13 protein-coding genes and 2 tRNA genes are annotated in these 15,315 nt (G+C 65.6%); 10 read left to right on the top strand and 5 right to left on the bottom strand.

The features are described from left to right. Positions 1 to 25: 25 nt before the first annotated feature. Entirely contained in the window at positions 26 to 1,324 is a 1,299-nt protein-coding gene (locus KHO41_RS02650; RefSeq protein ID WP_211951758.1) for an amidohydrolase family protein, read from the top strand. A 95-nt stretch (positions 1,325 to 1,419) separates the two neighbouring features. After that, positions 1,420 to 1,506 (top strand) — tRNA-Leu (locus KHO41_RS02655). A gap of 88 nt (positions 1,507 to 1,594) precedes the next feature. Here the strand turns inward: KHO41_RS02655 and KHO41_RS02660 are convergent. Next, positions 1,595 to 3,394, bottom strand: coding sequence for a GGDEF domain-containing protein (locus KHO41_RS02660; RefSeq protein WP_211951759.1), 1,800 nt, complete (start codon positions 3,392 to 3,394; stop codon positions 1,595 to 1,597). Positions 3,395 to 3,787: 393 nt separating this feature from the next. On the opposite strand from KHO41_RS02660, the gene KHO41_RS02665 reads away from it, so the two are divergent. The 4 genes from KHO41_RS02665 (at position 3,788) to KHO41_RS02680 (ending at position 5,773) form a co-directional block, all read left to right on the top strand. Beyond that, on the top strand, positions 3,788 to 4,534 hold the full coding sequence (locus KHO41_RS02665) for a hydrolase (protein WP_342344453.1): 747 nt from the start codon (positions 3,788 to 3,790) through the stop codon (positions 4,532 to 4,534). Positions 4,535 to 4,630: 96 nt separating this feature from the next. Continuing rightward, positions 4,631 to 4,707, top strand: a tRNA-Arg gene (locus KHO41_RS02670). 186 nt (positions 4,708 to 4,893) lie between these two features. Beyond that, positions 4,894 to 5,475: a GNAT family N-acetyltransferase gene (locus tag KHO41_RS02675; RefSeq protein ID WP_211951761.1), complete on the top strand. Its 582-nt coding sequence runs from the start codon at positions 4,894 to 4,896 to the stop codon at positions 5,473 to 5,475. Positions 5,476 to 5,518: 43 nt separating this feature from the next. Continuing rightward, positions 5,519 to 5,773, top strand: a complete 255-nt coding sequence (locus tag KHO41_RS02680; RefSeq protein WP_211951762.1) for an RNA-binding protein — start codon at positions 5,519 to 5,521, stop codon at positions 5,771 to 5,773. A 44-nt stretch (positions 5,774 to 5,817) separates the two neighbouring features. Here the strand turns inward: KHO41_RS02680 and fghA are convergent, their stop codons facing one another. Both fghA and KHO41_RS02690 read right to left on the bottom strand, forming a co-directional pair. Next, positions 5,818 to 6,669, bottom strand: a complete 852-nt coding sequence (fghA, locus tag KHO41_RS02685) for an S-formylglutathione hydrolase (RefSeq protein ID WP_211951763.1) — start codon at positions 6,667 to 6,669, stop codon at positions 5,818 to 5,820. A 10-nt stretch (positions 6,670 to 6,679) separates the two neighbouring features. After that, entirely contained in the window at positions 6,680 to 7,786 is a 1,107-nt protein-coding gene (locus KHO41_RS02690; RefSeq protein ID WP_211951764.1) for an S-(hydroxymethyl)glutathione dehydrogenase/class III alcohol dehydrogenase, read from the bottom strand. 254 nt (positions 7,787 to 8,040) lie between these two features. Between KHO41_RS02690 and KHO41_RS02695 the strand changes: the two genes are divergently transcribed. After that, a complete protein-coding gene (locus KHO41_RS02695) occupies positions 8,041 to 9,762 on the top strand; it encodes a methyl-accepting chemotaxis protein (RefSeq protein WP_211951765.1) in 1,722 nt (573 codons plus the stop codon). A 24-nt stretch (positions 9,763 to 9,786) separates the two neighbouring features. Here the strand turns inward: KHO41_RS02695 and KHO41_RS02700 are convergent, their stop codons facing one another. Further along, a complete protein-coding gene (locus KHO41_RS02700) occupies positions 9,787 to 11,181 on the bottom strand; it encodes an NTP/NDP exchange transporter (RefSeq protein ID WP_211951766.1) in 1,395 nt (464 codons plus the stop codon). Between the two features lie 3 nt (positions 11,182 to 11,184). Next, entirely contained in the window at positions 11,185 to 12,108 is a 924-nt protein-coding gene (locus tag KHO41_RS02705) for an aldo/keto reductase (protein ID WP_211951767.1), read from the bottom strand. Between the two features lie 184 nt (positions 12,109 to 12,292). Between KHO41_RS02705 and KHO41_RS02710 the strand changes: the two genes are divergently transcribed. The 3 genes from KHO41_RS02710 (at position 12,293) to KHO41_RS02720 (ending at position 15,304) form a co-directional block, all read left to right on the top strand. Then, positions 12,293 to 12,931 carry a VTT domain-containing protein gene (locus tag KHO41_RS02710; protein WP_211951944.1) on the top strand — a complete coding sequence of 213 codons (639 nt, stop codon included), beginning with the start codon at positions 12,293 to 12,295 and terminating at the stop codon, positions 12,929 to 12,931. Between the two features lie 264 nt (positions 12,932 to 13,195). Continuing rightward, complete coding sequence (gene pobA, locus KHO41_RS02715; RefSeq protein WP_211951768.1) at positions 13,196 to 14,383, top strand: 4-hydroxybenzoate 3-monooxygenase; 1,188 nt, start codon at positions 13,196 to 13,198, stop codon at positions 14,381 to 14,383. Positions 14,384 to 14,440: 57 nt separating this feature from the next. Then, on the top strand, positions 14,441 to 15,304 hold the full coding sequence (locus KHO41_RS02720; RefSeq protein WP_211951769.1) for a branched-chain amino acid ABC transporter permease: 864 nt from the start codon (positions 14,441 to 14,443) through the stop codon (positions 15,302 to 15,304). Positions 15,305 to 15,315 lie beyond the last annotated feature (11 nt).

Below are 15,315 nucleotides of genomic sequence, written 5' to 3' on the forward strand. Positions count from 1 at the left end.
TGAACCATCCGATTGTGGAGCGACCATGCTGGAACTGATCCTGCGCCACTGCACGCTGCCGGACGGCCGCACTGGCATCGATATCGGCATTGAGAACGGCCGCATCGTCGCCGTGGAGCCCGCGCTCGCCGCGCAGGCTGCGAACGAGATCGATGCCGCCGGGCAACTGGTGACGCCGCCATTCGTCGACGCGCACTTCCATATGGATTCGACGCTGTCATACGGGCTGCCGCGCGTGAACCAGTCGGGCACGCTGCTCGAAGGCATTGCGCTGTGGGGCGAACTGAAGCCGCTGCTGACGCAGGAGGCGCTGGTCGAACGCGCGCTTGCCTATTGCGACTGGGCCGTGGCCAAGGGGCTGCTCGCCATCCGTTCGCACGTCGATGTCTGCGATCCCCGCTTGCTTGCTGTGGAAGCGCTGCTGCACGTGCGCGAGCGCGTGCGCCCCTACCTCGACCTGCAGCTCGTGGCGTTTCCGCAGGACGGCGTGCTGCGCGCGCCAGGCGCGCTGGAGAACCTGCGCCGTGCGCTCGACATGGGCGTGGAGGTGGTGGGCGGCATTCCTCACTTCGAACGCACCATGGCGGACGGCGCGGCGTCCGTGCGCTTGCTGTGCGAACTGGCCGCCGAGCGCGGTCTGCGCGTCGACATGCATTGCGACGAGAGCGACGACCCGATGTCGCGCCACATCGAAACGCTCGCCAGCGAAACGGTAAGGCTCGGCCTGCACGGACGTGTCGCTGGCTCGCATCTGACATCGATGCATTCGATGGACAACTACTACGTGTCCAAGCTGCTGCCGCTGATGCGCGAAGCCGGCGTGGCCGCGATCGCGAATCCGCTGATCAATATCACCTTGCAGGGCCGCCATGACACATACCCGAAACGGCGCGGCATGACACGTGTCCCCGAATTGCTGGCGGCAGGCGTGCCCGTGGCATTCGGGCATGACTGCGTGATGGACCCGTGGTACAGCCTGGGCAGCGGCGACATGCTTGAGGTGGCCCACATGGGCCTGCACGTCGGGCAGATGACGGGGCAGGATGCGATGCGCAATTGCTTCGCCGCCGTGACCACCACGCCTGCGCAGATCCTCGGGCTCGAAGGCTATGGCATCTTGCCTGGTGGCCGCGCGGATCTGGTGCTGCTGCAGGCCCGCGATCCGGTCGAGGCGATACGCTTGCGCGCCACGCGCCTGCTGGTATTGCGCGCTGGCAAAACCATCGCCTCCACGCCGGCCGCCACGGCAACGCTGCAATTGCCCGGCCGTCCGACGCAGGTGGATTTCATGGTTTCGCGAGACGGTACTCAGCGCGGCGGCTGAGCCGTGCAATTTTTTCGTGAAAGGGTGTTGACAATACATTGGCCGCCCAGCATAATCTTGTTCTTCGCATCGCAGCAGAAATGCAGCGAAACGAAGCCCAGATGGCGGAATTGGTAGACGCACTAGGTTCAGGTCCTAGCGGTGGCAACACTGTGGAGGTTCGAGTCCTCTTCTGGGCACCAAATTCAGAAAAGGCCCGCAGCAATGCGGGCCTTTTTCCGTTTTGTGCGTCCGTCTGCGGTGCCGTCCTGTCGCGGACGGCATGTCCCTTCAGTCGTCGACGGCTTCGGCGGGTACGTCGGCGCGGCGCACGCAGTTGCGGCCCTCGGCCTTGGCCCGATACATCGCCGCATCGGCTGCGGCGAACAGGCGCGGCCAGTGCGGGGCGCCGCCGAGTCCGGTGGCCACGCCGAAACTGGCGGTCACGGGCAGCCGCGTGCCATCGGCCAGGCGGATCGGTTCGGCGCCAATCGCCGTGCGCAATGCCTGCGCGAGGGACGCGGCCTCGTCAGCGCTGGCGCCAGGCACCAGCACCGCAAACTCCTCGCCACCGAAGCGGGCCAACGCATGGTCGGGGTCCACCAAATCGCGCATCAGGTCGGCCACCGCGCGCAATACCTGATCGCCGGCGGGGTGCCCGTGCCGGTCGTTGATCTGTTTGAATCGATCCACATCCATGAGGATGAGGCTAGTCGTTGACGGTCCGGCGGGATCGGCGGGCTGCGCGGCAATGCGTTCCAGCGCGCGCCGGTTGAGCAGCCCGGTCAGGCTGTCGGTGCGGGCCTGGTGTTCCAGCTGTTCGGTGAGCGATGCACGCTCGCGAAGCTTGCGGCGCAGGATATCCAGCGCATCGAACAGGCGGCGCATCTCGCGGCCGGAGGCCGGCAGGGTGAAGGCCGGGCGGCTGCGGCCCTCGGCCAGCGCGATGACCGCATCGCGTGCATCCAGCAGCGGCAGGAATACTGAACGCTGCGCAAACACCAGCACGTAGCCAAGCACCAGCAGGATCAGCGCCGTCGCACTGCCGGCCGTCACAAGCACGCGCAGCGCATGCTGGCGGTCCGCCTCGAAATGCGCGATCACCTCGTTCAGGAACTCGCTGCGCAGGCGTTCCAGCGGTTCGAGCGTTGGCACATAGCGGTTGGTGAATTCGGTCGGGCTCATCGAGTAATGCCCGGACAGGCGGCCTTGCGCCACCATGCTGTCGACCATCGACAAGCCGTGGCCGAAGAACTGATGGCTGGCATCGGCATAGGCATGCTCGAGTCGTGGCGCTTCGCCATACATGTTGTAGGCCGGCCCCGCGAGCGCCCAAAGTTCCAGCAGCCGCCCGCGCGAGCGTGACGCATCGGCGAGACTGCGTATCGGGATCGGCTGTTGGGCGGCTATGGGCGCCATGATCTGCGAGGCCACGCGGCCGCCGTATTCGCGCAGGTCGCCCAGCATCTTGCCGGTGAGTGCGGGGGCTGCCAGACCCGGATCGCACGCGGACAGCTGCCTGACCTGCCAGCCGATCAGCGGTTGCAGCGCGTCGACGGCCTCGAACATGCCTTCGATCGCGTGCCGGAGGTCATCCATTTGCCTGTCTTCGCGCGGCCGCATGGCCAGCGCATCGATTTCCGCGCGTGCGCGTCGCAGACGCTCGCGCACGCGCTCGACCATCAGCGGCGGCAGATGGTGCTGGTGAAGGCCTGTCGGGGTGGGCGGCGGCGCCAGCAGACGCGCGAGCGCGGCATCGCTGCGCGCGCGAAACTGGCGCAGCTTGTCGCGGGCGGCACTTCTTTCCGTGGGCGCCTCTCCGAGCACACTGTTGGCGGGCCCGCGTTCTGCAGACAGCACATTGGCTGCGTCAAGCAGGACACGGTATTCCGAGATGTCATACAGGTTCTGCCGCCCGGCGGCGAAATCGCCATACGCACCGGCCATCAGCATGGCGGCCAGGCCGACCGTGCACACCGCAACCACCGTCGTGGCAGCCGCCAGCTTGCGCTTCAGGCTCTGGCTTTGGCCGGTCGCCAGCGGATTGCCGGCGGCTTTGCCGGCTTGGCGAGATCTTCGCCAGAATGCCATGGTGGTCTCCTCCCGCGCCGCTTTGGCCGGGAAGAGGCCAGGAAAGGCATAGGAAATCGTTGAATTTCGACATTATTGACGATAAGCGCTAGTGCTCCGCGTAAAGCCGACAGCCGTGGTCCACTAAGTGGGCATTGGGGATGGACTGTCCGAAACGCTGCGGAAGTGGCCGCGCGGCAGCGAACAATCCCCGCTTACCGCAGGTGGGCATTTGACCTATGCTCAAGCTAATCGGGCGAGCTTGGATAACGTCCGAAGGTGGTTGCCATGACTGAGGTCTTGTCATCATCATTGAGAGAGAGGGAGGCCGGGGCGTACCCCGTGTGGCACGGCTGTGCCGTGACAGAGCATGGGGCGCGTCACCACCATCTTCAATGCTGCTGGGTGCTGGCCATGCTGATGTGTGCCGTGGCCAGGGCCGACGACGGCGCTCCTGGTACGAACGCGATCCTGGGCTGGCAGCAAGTGCAGGCCAGCGATCTTGCCGGCATGGACTCGCAGGTCCCGGCCAGAGGCAATGCTTTGTCCCCCGTCGAACACAACGCGCCGCCACCCGGCTATTTCGTGCGCGGCGCGGCAATAGCAGGGCCGGGCCCTGACGACGATGCCCCCGGCCTGGCGGACGTCGACCGCGAGACTGAGCGCATGCGTTACGGCCCGCGCCGCTTCCTGGTTCATGTCGACGATGTCACAACCGCCAACGGATTCGTGGACAGTCGCGTGCGTACCATGGCTGTGGCGCTCGACGCCGTCGTGCCGCGCGCCGGTGGCCTGACCATCCAGCCTCGCGTGCAAATCGCTTACCAGCCTGGGAATGCGACCACAGGGACGCCGACGCAGACACAGACGCCCGACATGCTCGGGGACTCCAGTGCCACCGGCTTTGGCGTGCGCCTGTACGGCGCTCAGCCGACGCGGCTCGCGGGCGTCTACCCGTTCGTCGAGGCTGACTGGTGGCAGGACAGCCGCAAGCAGACCATCAACATCAACGGCACCAAGATCGATACGGACCTGTTGCGCGGCCTGTTCTCGTTCAACATCGGCGCGCACGGCAATACCGCATCGGGCGTGAAGTTGTGGTTCAAGGTCAAGGCGGGACGCAATGCGGGCGGTACCGTGGGTGCGCGTTATCGCTGGTAGCTGTAATGGGTTCACTAGCCCCACGTGTGCTATCTGAAGTTTTTTTGAGAGGGGCTTGCACAAAAGCGAAAGTGCGATATAATTTCTGTCTCGCGTGCGGCTGTAGCTCAGTTGGATAGAGTACTTGGCTACGAACCAAGGGGTCGTGGGTTCGAATCCTGCCAGCCGCGCCACCTATGCAGAAAGAAAAGGGCTTCCGGAAACGGAAGCCCTTTTTCATTTCCGGCGTCTGCGTGCAATTCCAGCCCGCAACCACGGCATGCGCGCTTCTGCACTGCGGGTCATTTGGCACTACAGTGAATGAGCCTCGGCGTTTCAGCCAGGTTTCCGGTTCACCCAGTGACGCAGCCATTGCTCCGATGACCGCACCCAACCCACCCCCGTTTTCACCCACCCGCCTGACGCTGCGGGATGGCCGCCGTATCCTGTTGCGCGAGATCTGCGAGCAGGACCGCGCCGGTTTGCTCGCGGCCTTTGCCCGCTTGTCGCCGGACGCGCGCTACACACGTTTCATGGCGCCTTTGCGAGAGTTGCCGGAGTCTATGGTCGAGCAGGCCACCCACCCGGAACCGGGGCACGAATGCGCGCTGGTTGCCGTCAGCGAGGCAGATGGCCAGGAAGGCAGTGGCAGGCTGGTGGGCGGCGCGCGTTTCGTGGCGCCGCCGGCTAGCGATGTCTGCGAGTTCGCCATCACGCTCGATGACGACTGGCATGGCGTTGGCCTCGCGCGCATCCTGATGACGGCGCTGATCGAGCTGGCCGGCGCACGCGGCTACCAGCGCATGGAAGGATTCGTCCTGGCCATGAACACGCCCATGCGCCGCCTTGCGCGCCGGCTCGGCTTTACTGACGTCGCGTGCCCCGATGATGCGACCGTACGCATTGTCACGCTGCCGCTTGCCACTCCGGGCACTCAGGAAAACGCTGGCGCCGCAGGTTGAAACGTAAAGAAGGCGATGCCGTGGCGAACGACGGGAGGTCACCATGTCTGTACTGTTGCTCGGCAATATCGAGCCCGGCACGACCGATGACGAGATTCGCGCATTCCTGGTGAAGTACGGGCTGCCGGAATTCGACGCTGTGGAGCATGTGCCCGGCGATGGCAGCAACCCCGCGGTCATGCTGACGTTCCGCGCAATTGACCCCGCGACATTGCGCAAGCTGATCACGCGCATCAACGGCATGTTCTGGAAACGGCGCCGCCTGAGCGCGCAGGTCATGGCGGAGCGCTACATCTGAGCGATGCGCGGCGCTGGCCGCGCATCGTCGTCATCGCTGCATCGTCAGAGCTGTCCGGCGTGATGCCGGATATGGTCCGCGATGAACGTGCTGATGAAGTAGTAGCCGTGGTCGTAGCCCGTATGGCGCCGCAGCGTCAGCGGCTGTCCGACCGCCGCGCACGCGGCCTCCAGCGCTTCGGGGTGGAGCTGGTTCGGCAGGAACTGGTCAGACAGGCCCTGATCCACGAGGATGCCGGCAGGGAAGGGTGGAACCTTCTGGGCGGCCATCAATGCGCTGGCATCATATTCATCCCAGCGGCTGCGGTCCGCGCCGAGGTAGCCCGTGAACGCCTTCTGCCCCCACGGGCATCGCGTCGGCGCGGCAATCGGCGCGAACGCGGACACCGAGCGGAAACGCTGCGGATGCCGTTGCGCCAGCACCAGCGCACCGTGTCCGCCCATCGAATGCCCGAAGATGCCGACACGGTCCGGATCGACCGGCAGCTCACGGCTCACGAGGTCGAACAGCTCCTGCGTGACGTAGCTTTCCATGCTCCAGTGCTGGCTCCACGGTGCTTGAGTCGCGTCGACGTAGAAGCCCGCCCCGACGCCGAAGTCCCACGCATCGGCTTCACCCGGCACGCCCGCACCGCGCGGACTGGTATCGGGCGCGATCAGGACCAGGCCGTGCTCGGCGGCAAAGCGCTGCGCACCGGCCTTGATCATGAACGTTTCTTCCGTGCAGGTCAGGCCGGCCAGGTAGAACAGCGTCGGCAGCTTGCCGCCACCGGCCAGCGCCTGCGGCGGCAGGTACACCGAGAAGCGCATCGGCAACCCGATGACGGCCGACGCGTGCCGGTAGAAGCGTTGCACGCCGCCATGGCAGCCGTGTTCGGACAGCAGTTCGAGGGTCACGGCACGCTCCTCAGTACAACACCACGGAGCGGATCGACTCGCCGCGCTTCATCAGGTCGAAGCCTTCGTTGATGCGCTCGAGCGGCAGCGTGTGCGTGATCAGGTCGTCGATATTGAGCTTGCCGTCCATGTACCAGTCGACGATCTTCGGCACGTCGGTGCGCCCGCGCGCGCCGCCGAAAGCCGAGCCCTTCCATTCGCGACCGGTCACGAGCTGGAACGGACGCGTGGAGATCTCCGCACCCGCCTCGGCCACGCCGATGATGATCGACTTGCCCCAGCCCTTGTGGCAGCACTCGAGCGCCTGGCGCATGACCTGCGTGTTGCCGATGCATTCGAACGAATAATCCGCGCCGCCGTCGGTGAGCTGGATGATGTGGTCGACGACGTTGCCCACGTCCTTCGGGTTGATGAAGTGGGTCATGCCGAACTTGCGCGCCATCGCTTCACGTTCGGGGTTCAGGTCTACGCCGATGATCTTGTCGGCGCCGACCATCTTCGCGCCCTGGATCACGTTCAGGCCGATTCCGCCGAGACCGAACACCACCACATTGGCGCCAGCTTCCACCTTGGCGGTGAACAGCACCGCGCCCACGCCGGTGGTCACGCCGCAGCCGATGTAGCAGACCTTGTCGAACGGCGCATCGGGGCGAATCTTCGCGAGCGCGATCTCCGGCACCACGATGTGGTTCGCGAACGTCGACGTGCCCATGTAGTGGAAGATCGGCTTGCCGTCGATCGAGAAACGCGAGGTGCCATCCGGCATCAGGCCCTTGCCCTGCGTGGCACGGATGGCCTGGCACAGGTTGGTCTTGCGCGACAGGCAGAACTTGCACTGGCGGCATTCGGGCGTATAGAGGGGGATGACGTGGTCGCCCGGCTTGAGCGAGGTCACGCCCGGGCCGACATCGGTGACGATGCCCGCGCCCTCATGACCCAGGATCGCCGGGAAGATGCCTTCCGGATCGGCGCCCGACAGCGTGTAGTAATCGGTATGGCAGATACCGGTGGCCTTGATTTCCACCAGCACTTCACCGGCACGGGGGCCTTCCAGGTCCACGTCTTCGATGGTCAGCGGGGCGCCGGCTTTCCAGGCGATGGCGGCTTTGGTTTTCATGGAGTCCTCCGGGGGGTAAGGAAAACGATTGGCCCGCTCGGGCCAGAGGCATGACTATACGACCTTCCGGAGAGATACAGGCATCACTTCTCGAGTGTCGGAGGCCGCTGATCGGCTGCCTCATGCCGGATACCCCTCGAAAGTAGGGGTCAGCAAATGGTCAGATGTTCCGTTGCTTGCAGGCTGGAAGCGTTGGCGTTCAGGGTTGCGGCCCGATGCCAATGCCCGTCGGTCGCCCCCACATCGCAACTGTAATGAAGACACTCACCCTGAACCAACGGCTCTGGATCCCCTTTGGCCTGATCTGGATCGCCATGCTCGGCATCTGCACGTACGAGGCGTTCGTCACGCGCGCGGAAATGTTCGCCGGACGCCAACGAGAAATCCAGAGCGTTGCCGAGGCTTCGGTCAGCCTGGTCGCCGCCATCGAAAAAGAAGCAGCAAGCAAAGGCCTGTCCGTCGAAGAGGCACAGAAGCTGGCCAAGGAGCGCCTGCGGCCGCTGCGCTTTGGGACGGACGGCTATGTCTCGATCACGGATTTCTCGGGCCGCTCGCAGATGCATCCGTTCAAGCCCGAGAACGAGGGCAAGAACCTGAGTGCGATGAAAGACCCGAATGGTGTGCTGATCTACGTGGAGATCGCGAAGATCGCCAGCGCCCAGGGTGCGGGCTTCCTGAACTACATGTGGCCGAAGCCGGGGGCGAGCGAGCCTCTGCCCAAGGTCAGCTACGTCAAGGCATTCAAGCCGTGGGAGTGGACCGTTACCACGGGCGCCTATGTCGATGACATCGAGGCGGCGTTCCGCCAGGCATTGTTGCACTCCATCCTGATGCTGGTCGTCCTGGGCGGCGCCGCGACGGTGCTGGCCGGCTGGCTGCTGCGCGGCGTGCGCCGCGACCTGGGTGGCGAGCCTGCCTACGCGGCATCGGTGGCCAACAGCATTGCGGATGGTGATTTCACGCGCGATATCGACGTGCGCCAGGGTGACACCTCGAGCCTGCTCTTTGCCATGCAGCGCATGCAGCGCAAGCTGGCGGGCACCGTGAGCGGCATCCGTGCATCGGTTGACTCGGTGGCCACGGCCACGGCGCAGATTGCCGCCGGCAATTCGGATCTGTCGTCGCGTACCGAACAGCAGGCAGCGTCGCTGCAGGAAACCGCCGCGAGCATGGAAGAGCTGACCACGACCGTGCAGCACAATGCCGACAGCGCGCGGCAGGCAAGCGGACTGGCCGATAACGCGTCGGAGATCGCCAACCGCGGCGGCGAGGTGATGGAGCAGGTCATCACCACCATGACGCAGATCGCCGACAGCTCCAGCCAGATTGCGGACATCATCGGCGTGATCGAAGGCATTGCGTTCCAGACCAACATCCTGGCGCTCAATGCCGCGGTGGAAGCGGCGCGCGCGGGCGAACAGGGCCGCGGCTTTGCCGTGGTCGCGGGCGAAGTGCGCAGTCTTGCGCAGCGCTCGGCAGGCGCCGCGAAGGAAATCCGTACGCTGATCAGCACGTCGGTGGATCGCGTGCGCAGCGGTTCGGACCTCGTGGAGCGCGCGGGTTCGACCATGACGGAGATCACGCAGTCGATCCGCCGCGTGACCGACATCATGGGCGAGATTGCCGCGGCGTCGGTGGAGCAACGCACCGGTATCGAGCAGGTCAACCAGGCTGTGGCGCAGATGGACCAGGTGACCCAGCAGAATGCTGCGCTGGTCGAAGAAGCCACAGCCGCGGCGCATTCGCTGGAAGAGCAAGCTGCGGCGCTGCGCCAGTCCGTGGCCGCATTCCGGGTCGCGCAACAGGGAGGCAGCCACGTTGCCGTCGCGCACAAGCCTGCCCCGGCACCGCGTCGGCCCGCTGCGCCGAAGGCCGAGCCGGTCCTGCAACAAGCACCGAAAGCGCTGAAAGCGCAGCCGGCGCGTGCTGCACGCACCGAAAGCGCCGACGCTGGCGACAACTGGGAACAGTTCTGAGCGCCAGGCGTTAGGCGTTAGGCGCTAGCGCGGTTGCGTGGCCGATGACGCCGGCGTGTCCGGTGTCTCGCCCGTAACGGCAGCGCCGGCCGGCATCAACTGGAGTTCATGCCGGCGGCCCAGCCACCACCCAAGCACGGCCCAAAGCAGGGCCAGTGCGGCACCGGCAAGCGCCACCGTGGCGGCATGGCCGGAAATCGCATCGATACCCGTCTTGACCCATGCACTCACCGCATCGCCGGCGCGATACACGGCGGTGTCGATGACGTTCTTGGCCTTGTACTTGGTTTCCGGGTCCACCACGGTGAACAGCATCTCGCGCCCCGGGCGCAGCAGTGCGTATTCGCCGACGCGGCGCAGGATCATCACGCCGGCCAGCACGCCGAAGGTCGGGAACATGGCCAGCAGCAGGAAGCCGGCGACCACCGCAAGAGGCACTGCCGTCAGCAGCGCGGCTACCCCATAGCGCCGCGCGATGCGCCCCGAGAAGAACAGCTGGATGATGATCGTCAGCGCTTGCACGATGGCATCGAGTGCGCTGAAGACCTGGGTCTGGCGCGCACGCTCCGGGAACGCTTCCGCCACCAGCCGCGCCTGTTCGAAGTACAGGAAAGTGCTGGCCGTGGCCAGCAGGATCACGAACAGGCTGATGCCGAGCAGGTAGCGCGAGCGGACCACCAGCGCCAGGCCGGCCCACAGGCCGCCGCCAACGGGATGGGACGGATCTGCACTAGCGCCTGTGCTGGCCGTCGAATCACCGGCTGCCGCGACGCCGGCACCGGCGCGGCTGCGCCAGCCGAACAACCAGCCCACGCCGGGCAGCGTGGCCGCCAGCAGCGCGGCCGACAGCAACATCAGGCCGGTCAGCCCGATATGCACGACCAGCCAGCCGCCCATCACCGGGCCAGCCAGTCCGCCTGCGCTGGCGCCAGCCGCCAGCATCGCGAACAGCCGCCGCGCCTGTTCGGGCCGGAACACGTCGGCCATCAGGCTCCAGGCCACGGACACCACGAACAGGTTGAAGACCGACAGCCACACGTAGAACACGCGCGCGAGCCACACATTGTCCGGCGCCGCGCGCGTGGCCAGCGCAAAGCCGACCAGGTTGGCGACGAAGAAGGCATAGACCCACGGCACGAAGCGCCGGCGGGGCAGCCACGCGCAGCATGCGCCGTAGAGCGGGATGGCGGCCAGCATGACGACGAACGTTGCCGTGAACAGCCATTGCAGGTTCTTCACACCGCCGGCGATGCCCATGGTCTCGCGTACCGGGCGCAGCATGAAATAGCTGGCAAACAGGCAGAAGAAGAACAGGAAGCCGGCGACGACCGCACCCGATTCCCCGGGCCGGATACCGAAGCCGTGACGCAGGCGCGCGAAGGGCCCGGTGCCGGCCTGAGCAGGGGAATCGTTGTCCATCGACTACGCGAGCAGTGCCGCAATGCGTTCGCGCTGGCCCGCGTCCGGCATGCGTCCGAGCGCGGCGCCGAGGTTGTCGGCCATGTTCTTCGGCTTGGACGTGGCGGGAATTGCGGCGGTGACGGCCGGATGGCTGACTACGAACTTGAGGAACAACTGTCCCCACGAGTTGCAGTCAATCTCGCCGGCCCACGGCGGCAGCGGACGGTCCTTCACGGCGCGGAACATGCGGCCATCCTGGAACGGCCGGTTGATCAGCACCGCCACGCCGCGCGACTGGCACAGCGGCAGCAGCGTTCGTTCGGCGCCGCGCTCGGCAAGGGAGTAGTTGATCTGCACGAAATCCACGCGCTCGCTGCGTACGATCTGCACGACCGCGTCCTGTGCGTCCTCGCGGTAATGGGTGATGCCGAGGTAGCGGATCTTGCCCTGTTCCTTGAGCTCGCGCAGCCACCGCAGGTTCTCGCGCCAGTCGATCAGGTTGTGCACCTGCAGCAGGTCGACCTTGTCGGTGTGCAGATCGGCGAGCGAACGCGCCCATTGCGCCTGCGCCGGAGCGCCGGCCGGTGCGGACACCTTGGTCGCGAGAAATACTTTGGCACGCGCACCGGCATTGCGCAGCAGGTCGCCGGTTACGGCTTCCGCGCTGCCATAGCTCGGCGCGGTATCGACGACCGAGCCATGGTTCCGCAGCAGCAGGCCCAGGACCTCCGCCAGGGGTGCGCGCTCGTCGGCGCCTGTTCCAACGTTGAAGGTATCGGCGGTGCCCATGCCGACAACGGGCAGCGATTCTGTGGTGCCGGGAATGGCCCGCCGCATCGGCGCCTCCACCGTAGCGGCCGTGGCGGCAGAGGCCGCTATCGCAAAGCGAGGAACAGCGGCGAGTCCTGCAGCAATCCCAAGAAAAGAGCGGCGATCGATCGACATGGGTGGATCCAGGCGAATGGCACTCGTTGACCTTAGCCCTCGGCGATTGCCTTGTAAAGCATTTGGCCGGCTGGCTGCCATGGGTCCGCGGTTGTGCATTCGAGTGCACAATTGCGAATCTCGCAGTGCTTGCCCCGGTCCCGACTACACTCGATGGATCGCAAGCTCCGGGCCGGTGCCGATCATGGGCTCCATGTCTCTGTGGGAGTTGTTGCTGCATTTCGACCAGCATCTGGGCGCGGCCATCGCGCACTACGGCCCGCTCGTCTACGCCGTGCTGTTCGCCGTGGTATTTGCCGAAATTGGCGTGCTGCCGCTGTTCTTTCTCCCCGGTGATCCGTTGCTGTTTATCTGCGGCGCCTTCTGCGCGTCGGGCTACCTGAACCTGTGGGTGCTGATGCCGGTATTGTTCGCGGCAGCGTTGGGCGGCAGTGTGCTGAACTACAGCGTGGGCCGGGTCATCGGAATGAAAGTCCTGAGCAGGCAATGGCGCTGGGTAGATCAGTCGGCGCTCCAGCGAACCCATGTCTTCTATGCCGAGCATGGCGCCGTGACCTTCCTGCTGTCACCCTTTATCGCCGTGGTGCGCACCTTCGCGCCGTTCGTGGGTGGTATTGCTGGCATGGGTGCAGCACGCTTTCTGTTCGCGGCTGCGGCTGGCGCATTGCTCTGGTCGGTTTCACTGCCGGTCCTTGGGTATTTCTTTGGGAATGTGCCGCAGGTACGCGATCACATGGGGGCAATTGTGTTGTCGGGGATCGTGATTGGGGTGGGGGCGCTGGTCGCCACGAATATGTGGCGCAGGTTACGGGCGGGGAAGTAGTGGCGGCGGGTATGCCTTCGCAGCACCTTCGGCAACTCGCAGGCACTGTCGCATTCAGGCGTTGTGGTCGCCCGCGGTTGCGGCAGGTGTCAGACGAAACGACCAGCGTCGGAATCCCTCGTCAACGCTGGTTGGACCGACCCGGGTCATCGCCCGATTGCAAAAAGCGCTCGCGCCCGCAACAATCCACCCGATAAAGTGCCGCTACCGTAACGCCCCCGCGTCACCGGGCGTGGCCCATTCCCAGAACTGGAGACAGGCAACATGCGCACCCGGGTCGCAATCATCGGCGCGGGCCCGGCCGGGCTGCTGCTCGGTCATTTGCTGCAGCGGGCCGGTATTGATTCCGTCATCCTCGAAGACTGTACCCAGGCGCACGTCGAAGCGCGCATACGTGCCGGTGTGCTCGAACAGGGTACTGTCGACCTGCTGGAGGAGGCTGGCGTGGCCGCGCGCCTGCGCCAGCAAGGCATGGTGCACCACGGCATCGACCTGCGCTTCGACGGGCAACGCCACCGCATCGACCTGAGCGGCCTGACCGGCGGGCGAGCGATCACCGTGTACGGACAGCATGAGGTTGTGCGAGACCTGATCGCCGCCAGGCAGGCATGTGGCGCGCCCCTGCTGTTCGAGGTATCGCAGGTCGCCCTGCACGGACTGGACACGCAGTCGCCGTCCGTGTCGTTCGAACACGGCGGGCAACGCCATGTGCTGGCATGCGACTTCATTGCCGGCTGCGACGGCTCGCACGGCGTGTCGCGCCAGGCAGTGCCGGCCGGCGCATTGCAGGTCTTCGAACGGTCCTATCCGTTTGCATGGCTGGGCATACTGGCCAGGGCGGCACCTGCGGCGCAGGAGCTGATCTATGCGAGCCATGCGCGTGGCTTTGCGCTGTTCTCGATGCGCTCGCCTGAAATCACGCGGCTATACCTGCAATGCCGGCCCGATGAAGACCTGGCCGGTTGGAGCGACCGGCGCATCTGGGACGAACTGCATGCACGGCTCGAAACCGGCGACGGCTGGCATCTGAACGAGGGGCCGGTGCTGCAAAAGGGCATCACGCCGATGCGCAGTCTGGTCACGGAGCCGATGCAATATGGCCGCCTGTTCCTGGCCGGCGATGCCGCGCATATCGTGCCGCCGACCGGCGCGAAGGGTATGAACCTCGCGGTGGCCGACGTGCGTAACCTGGCCCACGCGCTGGTCACGCACTACCGCTACGGTCGAGACGATTTGCTGGCCGGATACTCGTCAGCGTGCCTCGCGCGCGTCTGGCGTGCAGAACATTTCTCGTGGTGGATGACCTCATTGCTGCATCGATTCGATGACCACACGCCGTTCATGGCGCGGCTGCAACATGCCGAACTGGCCTATGTATGCGCATCGCAGGCAGCGTCGCGCATGCTCGCCGAGAACTATGTGGGCCTGCCGTTCGCGCCGCTGCCTGCGTGAACGTGAGCGAGTCCTGTTCCTCAACGCAACTTTGCCCCTGCGACTCTACCGATCACCATGACAAGCCTTCTTGGCGTGCTGTTTGACGGGCTGGCGTACGGCAGCCTGCTGTTCCTGATCAGCGTCGGGCTATCCGTGACCATGGGCCTCATGAATTTCGTCAACCTCGCGCATGGCGCCTTCGCGATGCTGGGTGGCTATGTTGCCGTGGTGCTGATGAACCGTGCGGGCGTGCCATTCCTGCTGGCGCTGCCGATCGCGTTTGCCGGGGCGGCGGCCGTCGGCTGGGTGCTGGAACGCACGCTATACCGCAGGCTTTACCAGGCGAGCCATCTCGACCAGGTGCTGTTTTCCATCGGCCTGACATTCATGGCGATGGCCGGAGCCACCTACCTGTTCGGCCCGGGCCAGCAGCCTGTGGAACTGCCCGAGGCGCTCCGTGGCCAGGTGCGTGTGGGCGCGCTCGAACTGGGCGCATACCGGCTCTTCCTGATCGGTGTGGTGGTGGCCATTACCGCCGCGCTGGGCTGGCTGGTGGCGCGCACACGTTTCGGCGCGCAGGTGCGGGCCGCGGTGGACAACCAGCAGGCCGCGCGCGGACTCGGCATCAACGTGGGGCGTGTGTTCAGCCTGACATTCGCGCTGGGTTCGGGCCTGGCCGGGCTGGGCGGAGGGCTCGGCGTCGATGTGCTGGGCCTCGATCCGGCGTTCCCGCTCAAGTACATGGTGTATTTCCTGCTCGTGGTGGCGGTGGGCGGCGCCGGGTCGATCCGCGGGTCGCTGCTTGCGGCGCTGGTGCTGGGCGTCGCCGATGTGGCCGGCAAGTACTACGTGCCGGCGATCGGCGCGTTTGTCATCTACGCGATGATGGTGCTGTTGCTGGTCCTGTTTCCGGCTGGCCTGTACGGGAGGCGCGCATGAAAGCGCTGATG

The organism is Cupriavidus numazuensis (assembly GCF_905397435.1).
In the GTDB taxonomy this organism is placed as follows: Bacteria; Pseudomonadota; Gammaproteobacteria; order Burkholderiales; family Burkholderiaceae; genus Cupriavidus; species Cupriavidus numazuensis.